Genomic DNA, 11,902 nt, shown 5'->3' on the forward strand with positions numbered 1-11,902 from the left:
CGCTTAAAAAGTATAAATAAAATCGTAATGAGCCATAGAGGATTCGAACCTCTGACCCTCTGATTAAAAGTCAGATGCTCTACCAACTGAGCTAATGGCTCAAAAGATGGTGCCGGCCAGAGGACTTGAACCCCCAACCTACTGATTACAAGTCAGTTGCTCTACCAATTGAGCTAGGCCGGCTATTAAATGGTGGAGAATGACGGGTTCGAACCGCCGACCCTCTGCTTGTAAGGCAGATGCTCTCCCAGCTGAGCTAATTCTCCTGTTATTTATTGCCTGGCAACGTCCTACTCTAGCGGAACGTTAGTCCGACTACCATCGGCGCTAAAGAGCTTAACTTCTGTGTTCGGCATGGGAACAGGTGTGACCTCTTTGCTATTGCCACCAGACAAATTAACTTACTTTATTAATAATACACGTTTGTTAAGACCATTTCAATAGTTAATTTTACACTTTATTAAAATTAATTTTACATTTCGTTAACTACGCTACGTGTTTTTGACGACTTTTATATATTACTTCATTCACTTAAGAAAGTCAATAGATTATTTATATTTTTTTCGAAAGACTGAAGTGCAATTCCTTCGCCTTTTCCACTTGATCTATTCTACCACAGATCATCCTTCTAAACTATAGGTATTATTACTTTCTATCAGTAAATAAGTAACTTTTATTTATCAAACGTAACCTTTATTTTAATAGAATAATTAATTTCATCTCCTTTTTTTCTATTACATTACATAAAAACACCAACCACTATTGTGATTGGTGTTTTCCACTATATTATTTTTGTCTCATATAAGGGAATAATAATACATCTCTAATTGATGGTGAATCAGTTAATAACATAACTAATCTATCAATACCTATTCCTAAACCACCAGTAGGAGGCATACCGTATTCTAATGCTTCGATATAATCTTCGTCCATTTCATGCGCTTCATCATTACCTTGCTCTTTTTCAACTAATTGAGCTTCAAAACGTTCTTTTTGATCGATAGGATCATTAAGCTCAGTAAAGGCATTAGCATGTTCTCTTCCTACGATAAACAATTCAAATCTATCTGTAAATCTAGGATCTTCCGGATTTTTCTTAGCTAATGGAGATATATCAATTGGATGACCGTATATGAATGTTGGTTGGATTAATGTCTCTTCTACTTTTTGCTCAAAGAATTCATTTAAAATATGACCATATTTCATATTATCAGTAATTTCAATACCATGTTCTTTTGCTAGTGCTTTGGCTTCTTCATCAGATTTCACATTATAGAAATCTACACCTGTAGCTTCTTTCACAGCATCAACAATGTGTAATCTTTTCCATGAAGATTCTAAATCAATTTCAGTTCCATTATATTGAACCTTAGCTGATCCAAGTACTTCTTGAGCAATATGTCTAACCATTGATTCTGTTAAGTCCATAATATCATGGTAATCTGCATAAGCTTCATACAATTCAATCATTGTAAATTCAGGGTTATGTCGTGTAGATACACCTTCATTACGGAATACGCGACCAATTTCGTATACTTTTTCTAATCCGCCTACGATTAAACGTTTTAAATGCAATTCGATAGCTATACGCATATACAAAGTAGCGTCTAATGCATTATGGTGTGTCACAAAAGGTCTAGCAGCAGCACCTCCAGCGATTTGATGCATCATTGGTGTCTCCACTTCTAAGAAACCTTTTTGGTTTAGATAATTACGCATTTCTTGAATGATTTTACTACGATTAATAAATGTTCGTGTACTATCTTGATTTGTGATTAAGTCTAAATAACGTTGACGATAACGTTGTTCTATATCTTGTAATCCGTGGAATTTATCTGGTAATGGTCGTAAAGCTTTAGTTAATAGCGTGAATGATTTTGCTTTAACTGATAATTCACCAGTATTAGTTTTAAACATTACACCTTCAACACCGACAATATCGCCTAGATCGGCATGTTTCCATAAATCAAATTGTTCTTCTCCAATTTGATCTTTTCTAATATAAATTTGAATTTGTCCTGAAAGATCTTGCACATGTGCAAATCCTGCTTTACCTTTTCCGCGTTTAGTCATAATACGACCTGCTATCGCAACATGACTCTCTTCTTCTTTTTCATGTAATTCTTCTTTTGAGAATTCGTCCCAAGCCGCTTTTAATTCAGCTGCTGAAGCAGAACGATCGTATCGTTGACCAAATGGATCAATTCCTAAATCTCTTAATTCTTGTAGTTTTTGTCGGCGTACCTGCATTTGGTCGTTCATTTCTTCTGACATAACTTTCTCTCCTTTTGCTTCTTGTTTTCCAATTATTTATTTTATACATTTTGTTAGAAATATTTAGGTATTTCAATCATTCCTCTTTGTTATCTTAGAGTCACTTTTATCCACTCTAAATATAGCGATGCCAAGAAGCGTGCTAAATCTTTTCATAACATCTATCTTCTCACCATATCATTTTACTAAACGGCAATGTTCTAATAAAGTATTTACTACTTTATCTTTAACTGTTAAACCTCAATATATTTTCACAAACAACTAGAATTAAATAATTTAAGTCACTATGTAGTGTCTCACATCATCAATCTCTTCGTTACCCATTAAGACACATATCTTTTAACTGTACTATCTGCTATTACTAAGTTTTCAATCAATTTTTGGGAACGGGGTTCAATGTGTTTCGATGCGATATCATTCAATGGAATAAGCACAAAAGCGCGTTCCGCCATTCTCGGGTGAGGAATGATTAAATTATCTTCTTCAATGATTTCATTTCCATACAGTAAAATATCTACATCTAGCGTTCTAGGCCCCCATCGAATCTTCCTTACACGGTGAAGTGCTTCTTCCGTTTCTAAACATCTCTTTAATAATTCCTGAGGATCTAATGTTGTCTCTATTTCTATACATAAATTAAGAAACTGTGGTTGATCAGTGTAACCAACTGGCTCTGTTTCATAGATAGGAGATATAGAGGTAACATCAATGTATTGGTATTGGTCGATAATTCGGATGGCTTGTTGTAATTGATGTGCTCTATCACCTATATTACTTCCTAATCCTAAATATGCTTTAACCATTTAATTACGCTCCCTCACTATTTCTATACCTACCCCATCGTAATGTCCTGGTATTGGAGGATTTTCTTTAGTTATTCTAACTTTCGTTTCCATTACACGATTATAGTGTGAATTTATACGTTTGGCAATACGTTCTGCTAGATGTTCTAGTAAATTAGAAGGTTCTCCTTCAACAATCTCTTTAACATCTTCAAAGACTTCTCCATAATGGACCGTATCTTTCACATCATCTGATTGACCAGCATCATGTAAATCTACTTTCAAAGTAATATCTACTATGAATATTTGACCTATTTCATTTTCTGCCGGCAATGCACCGTGATAACCATAAAATCGCATTCCATTAAGAAATATGATGTCGTTCATTTTCATTCTCCTTTAGAAAATCCATGCTTTGTGCAATACGTGAATTAAGTTTAACATTGTGTACTCTCACAGCTTGAACGCCCTTCATTATACCATAAGCAGTTGTTGCTGCTGTAGCTTCGTCTCTTTCAAGGGCTTTTGATTCTCCACCTATCATTTCTTTAATGAATCTTTTACGACTAGTAGCCAATAAAATCGGATAATCTGTTGCAACTAACTCATCAAGTCGTGCCATCACTTCATTTTCTTCATCTCTAGTTTTAGCAAACCCTATCCCAGGATCTAGCCAAATTTTTGAATGTGGGATACCTGCCATTTCAGCTTTATTGGCTTGTGCTAATAAGGTAACAAGCATTTCATCTACAACTGGCTTATCTCTTTTACCATCCCCATTATGCATTAGAACAATTTCTGCATCATATTGAGCAACAACATTCAATATTTTAGGATCATACAAACCAGCCCATTGATCATTAATCATTGTAGCGCCTAACTTCAAACAAGCTTCTGCTACTTCACTTCTATATGTATCAATTGATATTTGTACATTAAGCCCTATCAATGCTTCAACAACTGGTATAACTCTATTCAACTCTTCTTCTAGAGTAACTTCTTGATACCCAGGTCGAGTTGAAACACCACCTACATCAACTATATCAACACCTTCATCAATCATTTCTTTCGTTCGCGAAACTGCTTTTTCAACAGAATTATATTTCCCACCATCTGAAAATGAATCTGGCGTTACGTTAAGTATGCCCATAATTTTAGTTTTTGACATTTAATCACCTTTTCTTTTTTGAAATATTTCATGCTTTTTCATATCACTTATAATGATATCACTACTTTCAACATAATTTCAGTGGTAAAAATTAAATAAACTACTCTAAATAAAAGTAAAAATGAATTGAATATACTCATACGCATATAACCAAATAAAAAAAGCGAAGTCGATCTATCCCGACTTCGCTTTGGTAACTTATATAATTAGTCATCAAATGAGTATAAAGGTGTAGATAAGTAACGTTCACCATTACTTGGTAATACTGTTACTACTGTTTTACCTTTACCTAATTCTTTAGCTTTTTGAATAGCAGCGTGAATAGCGGCACCAGAAGAAATTCCTGATAAAATACCTTCTTCTTTTGCAACACGACGTGCCATTTCCATAGCAGTTTCATTGCCTACTTTAATAATACTATCGTAAATGTCTGTATTTAACGTATCCGGAACAAATCCAGCACCTAAACCTTGTAATTTATGTGGTCCTGGTTCTCCACCACTTAGAACTGGTGAAGCTTCTGGTTCGATAGCAACTATTTCAATATCAGGGTATTGTTGTCTTAAAACTTTACCTACACCAGATAATGTACCACCAGTACCTACGCCAGCTAAGAAAGCATCGATTGTTTTACCTTCAAACTGTTCAACTAATTCTGGACCAGTTGTAAGTTCATGAACTTCAGGGTTTGCTGGGTTTTCGAATTGTTGAGGTTCAAAGTAACCATGCTCTTCTTTAAGTTCTTTGGCTTTTTTAATTGCACCCTTCATCGCTTCTGATCCAGGTGTTAATACTAATTCTGCACCATATGCTTTTAATAAGTTACGACGTTCTTGACTCATTGTTTCAGGCATTGTGAACACTGCTTTGTATCCTTTAGCTGCACATACAAATGCTAAACCAATACCTGTGTTTCCACTTGTTGGCTCCACAATAGTATCTCCAGGTTTAATTTTACCTTCTTTTTCAGCTTTTTCAATCATAGCTAAAGCTATACGGTCTTTAACTGAACCACCTGGATTTTGATATTCTAATTTAACGTAAATATCTGCCGCATCTTCATCAACAACGTTTCTCAATTTAACTACTGGTGTGTTTCCAATAATTTGCGTAATGTTTTCTACTGGTTTTTGTGCCATTCCAAACACTCCTTATAGATAGAATTAATAAAACTTAGTCATTTTATCGGATATTTATATTCTATCAGAATTTTCTAAAAAAAACAAATATATCCTACAAAGTCTTATGCATATTTATCGACATACATTTAGTAAATTCCCTAATTTAATTTGTAATAAACTTCTGTTGAATTTATGCCATTGATTCTAATAATTGGTTAAGCTCTGCTTCACTATAATTATATTTATTTCCACAGAAGTGACAAACTGCTTCCGCACCATGATCTTCTTTAATCATATCTGTAATTTCTGCTTCCCCTAATCCTTTAATAGCATTCAAGAATTTTTCATGGCTACAATTACATTCAAATTGTGCAGGTGATGTTTCTAAAATTTGGACATGTTCTTCTCCAAGAATTTCATTTAAAATTCCTTCAGGTGTCAATCCTTGCTCAATTAGTTTAGATACTGGTGTCATTTGATTAATTGCTTCTTCTAATTTACTGATTGTTTCTTCTTTAGCACCAGGCATCACTTGGATAATGAATCCGCCTGCTGCTTTAATCGTATTATCTGGATTAACAAGTACCCCTAAACCAACAGAAGATGGTGTTTGTTCACTTGTCGCATAATAGTACGTAAAATCTTCTCCTAGTTCACCAGATACTATTGGACTTGAACCGGAAAAATAATCTTTCATTCCTACATCCTTAACCACTTGAATAGAACCTTCTGTCCCTACAGCTCTTCTAACATCTAATTTTCCTTGTTCGTTTAATGGGAAATGTGTTTGTGGATGATCCACATAAGCGCGTACATTACCTTTAGCATCTGCATCTGCAATAATTCTACCAATAGGGCCACGACCGTCAACCGTTACAGTTAATTTCTGATCTCCTTTTAGCATTGCTCCCATCATTACAGTAGCAGTCATCGTTCTTCCCATTGCAGCTGAAGCTGTTGGCCACGTATAGTGTCTTGTTTGAGCTTCCTGTACTGATTCTGTTGTTAATGTTGCATATGCTCTAATTTCACCATCAAACGCTAGTGCTTTAACAATATAGTCATGTGTCATTATTTATTTACTCCTTTTATATATCTTTACGATGCTTCGTTTCTTTTAATAAATATTATTTTCGAATAACTATTATACATCTGTTGTTTACTTTCATGAAATGATTTGTTTCAAGATAAATTTGGTTGTTTGTTTATACAAACATTATTTATAAAAATATACATTGCTTTATTTATATAAAAATATCTCCCTACTATATGGGTGATAGTAGGGAGATTAACTATGTGCTTCTTTACTCTCTATGGTTTGGATCGTTAGGATTATATGGTTTGTCTATATTTGGTGATTGTTCATGACCAGTTGGTTCATCTTCTGACTCATCTTCATCATGATTGTCTTCACCTTTATGATCTAAAGATTGCTCTTTACGAACATCTTCGTATGATTTGCCATATTTACCTTCATCAAATTCTGAATTAGTTTCTTTAACAACTTCAGCTGAATCGTAGTCAACCTCAGGTAATTTACCTTCATGGAATAATGATTGGATTTGTTCAGCAACCAATGTTTCTTCTGTAAGTAAAGTTTTAGCAATAAGTTTTAATTGTTCTTGATGCTCTAATAAGATTTCTTTACAACGCTCATATTGTTCTTTAACAATACGTTGTACTTCTTTATCAATTTCGTAAGCGATTTGACCTGAATAATTAGGTTCACCTTGCATGTCTTTACCTAAGAATACTTGACCGCCACCGCTACTAGAGAATTGTAATGGCCCAAGTTTTTTACTCATACCATATTCAGTAACCATAGAACGAGCAATTTGAGTTGCTCTTTCAAAGTCGTTAGATGCTCCAGTTGATACTTCTCCAAAGTTAATATCTTCTGAAACTCGACCGCCTAATAAACCACAGATTTTGTCTAATAGTTCTGGTTCAGTCATTAAGAAACGATCTTGTTTAGGTAACATCATTGCATAACCGCCAGCTTGTCCTCTTGGAACAATTGTTACTTTGTGTACAACTTCTGCTTCATCAAGCACCATGCCGATAATTGTATGACCTGCTTCATGGTGTGCAACAATGTTTCTTTCTTTATCAGAGATAACACGTGATTTTTTAGCAGGACCAGCAATAACTCGGTCTGTTGCTTCCTCAATATCACGCATATCAATTTTGTTCTTACCTTCACGAGCAGCGATTAACGACGCTTCATTTAATAAGTTTTCTAAATCCGCACCAGAGAATCCTGGTGTTCTTTGAGAAATAGCTTTTAAATCAACAGTTTCATCAAGCGGTTTGTTTTTAGCATGAACATGTAAAATAGCTTCACGACCTTTAACATCTGGACGACCTACTTGAATTTGTCTATCGAAACGACCTGGACGTAATAACGCTGGGTCTAAAATGTCAGGACGGTTTGTTGCAGCAATCATAATGATACCTTCATTTTCACCAAATCCATCCATCTCAACTAATAATTGGTTCAATGTTTGTTCACGTTCATCGTGTCCACCACCGACACCAGCACCACGTTGACGACCTACTGCGTCAATCTCATCAATGAAAATAATACATGGTGCATTTTTCTTCGCATTTTCAAATAAATCACGCACACGGCTAGCACCAACACCAACAAACATCTCAACAAAGTCTGAACCACTAATTGAGAAGAATGGCGCACCAGCTTCACCTGCAACTGCACGTGCAAGTAATGTTTTACCAGTACCTGGAGGACCTACAAGTAAAACACCTTTCGGAATTCTAGATCCCATTTGCTTGAATTTCTTGTTATCTTTTAAGAAATCTACTATTTCAACAAGTTCTTGTTTCTCTTCATCTGCGCCTGCAACATCTGAGAAACGAACACGGCGTTTACTACTATCGTACATTTTAGCTTTGGATTTACCAAAGTTCATCATACGACCACCGCCGCCCCCACCTTGGGCTTGGCTAAGGAAGAAAATAAATAATAAAGCAATGATTAAAACAGGAATCAATGTTGTTAAGATACTAACAAATACACTTTGTTCTTCTTCTTCTTTAACTGTAAATTTCAATCCATCTTGTTTCTTCGCTGTATCAGTAATTTTTTGTAAATCTTTTTCATTATTAAATAATATTGTTGATGAATAATCTTCACCATTTTTTGTTTTACCACTTACCATGTATACATTTTGCTCAGGTTGGATTTCTAATGATTTTAAATCGCCTTTATCCAATTTATTAACAAACTGCGTATATGTAAGCTGTTTTGGCATATTTCCATTACCATTTAAGAAAGAAAACAGGCCAAATATGATAACGCCTATAATTGCGATAACTAGCACATTGCGAAACGCTTTCTGCATGTGACATTTCCTCCTACTTCCAATAATAAAACTAACAAAAATTGTAACACAATACATCTTTAGCAGGCTACTATTTCAACTTTAGTATTGGTTTATCAATTTTAGTCAATTTCCACTATAGAGATTTTTATTTTTCATAATATCGTGATTGCAAAATATCTAATTTAATTAAATTTTTACGATTTAAATCGAGTCTACACTATATTGATGTTGATTCATAGCAAAAAAACATCGTGTCCAACGTACCGATTTAATCTAATCTATATCTTATGAATAAACTTCAGGTTTTAAAGTACCAATATAAGGTAAGTTTCTGTAATGCTCACCATAATCTAATCCATATCCGACTACGAATTCATCTGGAATTTTTTTGCCGACGTATTTAGCTTCAATATCAGCTTTTCTACGATTTGGTTTATCTAGTAGAGTAACAATTTCTAATGAATTGACTTTACGTGATTCTAATAATTCAGTGATGGATTTTAATGTAGTACCAGTTTCTAAAATATCTTCGATAATGAGTACATCTTTATTTTCAATTGATGAACCTAAATCTTTGATAATTTGAACTTCACCAGTAGATTCAGTACCCCCGTGGTAACTTGAAACATCCATAAAGTCTATTGATAAGTGTGTATCAATTCGCTTAATTAAGTCTGCCATAAACATAACTGAACCTTTTAAGATACCCACACAAACAAGTGGCTTATCTTGGTAATCTTTAGTTAACTGTTGTCCTAAATCCTTGCAAATATTTTGAATATCTTCTTCACTTAATACAATACTTTTTATATCCTCGTGCATTTGTTATTCATCTCCAATATTTCTAATATTTATATAATGTTTATAGTCTTTGTTCATAAACAATTTACCTACAGCAATTATTTTACCTTCTGCATCGATAACAACTGGTAAACGATTTCGTTCAATAGCATCGATTTTTTTATCTATTAACAATCGACTTACTTTTTTATGTTTGCCAGCATATCCATTTAATAAAAAACGATCGCCATTTTGACGTTGTCTTATTGTTAATGGGAACTGATTTAATGGAAAGTCAGGTTGTATTTCAATCTCATAATCACCAAAACGATATGTATGAGGTACTTCGATGACTTGTGTTGAATTCACGTCGTTCATTTCTGTATTAGCCATTATTATTAATGTATCATATGCAATTTGAATTATCCATTTATCTGTTATATCAATTGTGAATTGTGATTTTTGATTTGAAATTTGATTAAACCATGTTTGATACATTTTATCAGATATCGTTTTAGACAGTGTTGTCTTTTCAAATAATTGATCAAGCACATGTACTTTCAAATTATCTGTCAATCGATTAAATCGTCCTCTAGGAATCACTATTTTATCTTGATTCTCAGATACTTGTACTGCTTCATTGATAAAGTGATGTGCCGATTTTCTAAGTGTAGCTAATTCTTGGTCATGCCAAGATTTTAATTTTAATAAGTGCGCTACGTCTAGTTGTTGATTATCCATTACTGCTGGTATGATACGATTTCTTATATCATTTCTGACGTATACATTTTTATGATTAGAGGCATCCTCAAAAAACGGAACGTTATATTGATTTTGATAAGATTTGATCGTCGCTTTTGAGATGTCTAGCATCGGACGAATTAGTTGGTAACTACTGCGTTGAGAAGTATAAGCAATACCTAAATGACTACGTGTGAATCTACCTGTGAACAATCTATAAAAGATAGTTTCGATTTGATCGTCTTGATGATGTGCAGTTAGCAACACATTGGCCCCAAGTTGTTTCATAATACAATCAAACCACTCATATCTGTATTGGCGTGATACATTTTGAATACTGTTCCCAGCTTCAACCGTTGATGATAAATCTAGTTTTTTAATATAATACTCGATTTGATGTTCTTCACAATACGTTTTAAAAAATGTCTCTTCTTCTGTGGATGCTTGTCTTAACCCGTGATTAACATGAATGCATGTCAACTTTCTATATGTATGTTGATATTCATTTAATAAAAGATGCAGTAAACACATACTATCTATACCTGTTGATACGGCTAATACAATATGATCCTGTTCCGACCATCCTGTAGCATCAAGTTCCATCTTACCTTTCACCTCCAAGCATTTAAATAGCTATCATCAGTACATTGTTACAATAAAAATAGACTGCTCCTTCATCAAGAAACAGTCTTAGATTGTCTGTTATTCAAAGTAATTAGCAATACAAAAGCTATGTTAAGTTATTACAACAGACTTGGTTTATGAAATTAACGTCTTGAACCTTTACCACCACGTCTAGATTCAGTTTGACGTTTAATAGAAGTTAATTTATCTTCACTATCTTTTAAGAAGTTACTTAATTTCTTTTCAAAGTCTTCACCTTTTGGAGCTGGTTTACTTTGATGTGATTTATTATTGTGCTGTGGTTTACGTTGTGGACGATCTTTCGCTTTTTTAATTGAAAGACTAATTTTGCCATCATCCGCGATTGAAAGTACTTTAACTTCTACTTCATCACCTAAAGATAAATGATCTTCCACATTTTCAACATAGTTGTCAGCCACTTCACTAATATGGACTAAGCCACTTTTTCCTTCAGGTAACTCAACGAATGCACCGAATTTTTTAATACCAGTGACTTTACCTTTAAGCTTATTTCCTACTTCGATTGACATATTCTAAATAAATCCTCCCGATTTCATTCGATTTTAACTTTATTATATTCCTGTTGAAGCAATTTCACAATGCTATAATGCGATTATTTTATTTCTCTTTAATTAATTATTCTCATCTGAAGATTTAGCCTTAGAGGATTTATTATCATTTGGCAATCTAAAAATCACTTCGCCTTTATTACTTAAATAATAATCATCACGCGCCACTTTTTCGATATAATCTTTATCATTCAAATTATTTAGCTTTTCTTTCAATGCGATTTCTTCGTCTTGTTGTTTTTGAAATTGCTCTTCTTTATGTTTTCTTTCCACTGCATCTTTTTCGTTACTGTGTTTTTGGAAGACAAGCATAATGCATAATAAAATGATAATCGCTAGCATGATACCACCAAACAATGCGATTCTTCGACGCACAACACGCATCTTTTTACGTTGTCGTTGCTTTTTTTGATTCTCTTTTGATGTATATTGATTACCGATATTTTCAACTTTATTATTCATAGCTTGTCACCTCACT

11 protein-coding genes, 3 tRNA genes and 1 rRNA gene are annotated in these 11,902 nt (G+C 33.8%); all 15 read right to left on the reverse strand.

Annotated elements, in window-relative coordinates:
- Nucleotides 1–28 precede the first annotated feature (28 nt).
- Nucleotides 29–101, reverse strand: a tRNA-Lys gene (locus LPC11_RS11290).
- Between the two features lie 6 nt (nucleotides 102–107).
- Nucleotides 108–183: transfer RNA gene (locus LPC11_RS11295), tRNA-Thr, on the reverse strand.
- Between the two features lie 7 nt (nucleotides 184–190).
- Nucleotides 191–266: transfer RNA gene (locus tag LPC11_RS11300), tRNA-Val, on the reverse strand.
- Nucleotides 267–277: 11 nt separating this feature from the next.
- Nucleotides 278–392 (reverse strand): 5S ribosomal RNA (gene rrf, locus LPC11_RS11305).
- Nucleotides 393–786: 394 nt separating this feature from the next.
- Nucleotides 787–2,274, reverse strand: coding sequence for a lysine--tRNA ligase (gene lysS / locus LPC11_RS11310; protein ID WP_023374625.1), 1,488 nt, complete (start codon nucleotides 2,272–2,274; stop codon nucleotides 787–789).
- Nucleotides 2,275–2,597: 323 nt separating this feature from the next.
- A complete protein-coding gene (folK, locus tag LPC11_RS11315) occupies nucleotides 2,598–3,077 on the reverse strand; it encodes a 2-amino-4-hydroxy-6-hydroxymethyldihydropteridine diphosphokinase (protein ID WP_023374624.1) in 480 nt (159 codons plus the stop codon).
- On the reverse strand, nucleotides 3,078–3,443 hold the full coding sequence (gene folB / locus LPC11_RS11320; protein ID WP_002465711.1) for a dihydroneopterin aldolase: 366 nt from the start codon (nucleotides 3,441–3,443) through the stop codon (nucleotides 3,078–3,080).
- Nucleotides 3,421–4,224, reverse strand: coding sequence for a dihydropteroate synthase (folP, locus tag LPC11_RS11325; protein WP_023374623.1), 804 nt, complete (start codon nucleotides 4,222–4,224; stop codon nucleotides 3,421–3,423). Before folP ends, folB begins: the two co-directional genes overlap by 23 nt.
- A 206-nt stretch (nucleotides 4,225–4,430) precedes the next feature.
- The gene (gene cysK, locus LPC11_RS11330) at nucleotides 4,431–5,363 is read right to left on the reverse strand and encodes a cysteine synthase A (protein WP_002465696.1); all 933 of its coding nucleotides are present in this window, start codon (nucleotides 5,361–5,363) and stop codon (nucleotides 4,431–4,433) included.
- A 172-nt stretch (nucleotides 5,364–5,535) separates the two neighbouring features.
- Entirely contained in the window at nucleotides 5,536–6,417 is an 882-nt protein-coding gene (gene hslO, locus LPC11_RS11335) for an Hsp33 family molecular chaperone HslO (RefSeq protein WP_002465687.1), read from the reverse strand.
- A gap of 232 nt (nucleotides 6,418–6,649) precedes the next feature.
- The gene (gene ftsH, locus LPC11_RS11340; RefSeq protein ID WP_023374622.1) at nucleotides 6,650–8,707 is read right to left on the reverse strand and encodes an ATP-dependent zinc metalloprotease FtsH; all 2,058 of its coding nucleotides are present in this window, start codon (nucleotides 8,705–8,707) and stop codon (nucleotides 6,650–6,652) included.
- Between the two features lie 267 nt (nucleotides 8,708–8,974).
- Nucleotides 8,975–9,511 carry a hypoxanthine phosphoribosyltransferase gene (gene hpt / locus LPC11_RS11345; RefSeq protein ID WP_023374621.1) on the reverse strand — a complete coding sequence of 179 codons (537 nt, stop codon included), beginning with the start codon at nucleotides 9,509–9,511 and terminating at the stop codon, nucleotides 8,975–8,977.
- A gap of 3 nt (nucleotides 9,512–9,514) precedes the next feature.
- On the reverse strand, nucleotides 9,515–10,813 hold the full coding sequence (tilS, locus tag LPC11_RS11350; protein ID WP_231307274.1) for a tRNA lysidine(34) synthetase TilS: 1,299 nt from the start codon (nucleotides 10,811–10,813) through the stop codon (nucleotides 9,515–9,517).
- A 164-nt stretch (nucleotides 10,814–10,977) separates the two neighbouring features.
- A complete protein-coding gene (locus LPC11_RS11355; RefSeq protein WP_002451742.1) occupies nucleotides 10,978–11,385 on the reverse strand; it encodes a S1 domain-containing RNA-binding protein in 408 nt (135 codons plus the stop codon).
- 102 nt (nucleotides 11,386–11,487) lie between these two features.
- Nucleotides 11,488–11,886 (reverse strand): cell division protein DivIC, encoded by a 399-nt coding sequence (gene divIC / locus LPC11_RS11360; protein ID WP_023374619.1) that lies wholly within the window; start codon nucleotides 11,884–11,886, stop codon nucleotides 11,488–11,490.
- Nucleotides 11,887–11,902 lie beyond the last annotated feature (16 nt).

This window comes from Staphylococcus sp. HL28, from assembly GCF_021117155.1.
GTDB lineage: Bacteria > Bacillota > Bacilli > Staphylococcales > Staphylococcaceae > Staphylococcus > Staphylococcus warneri.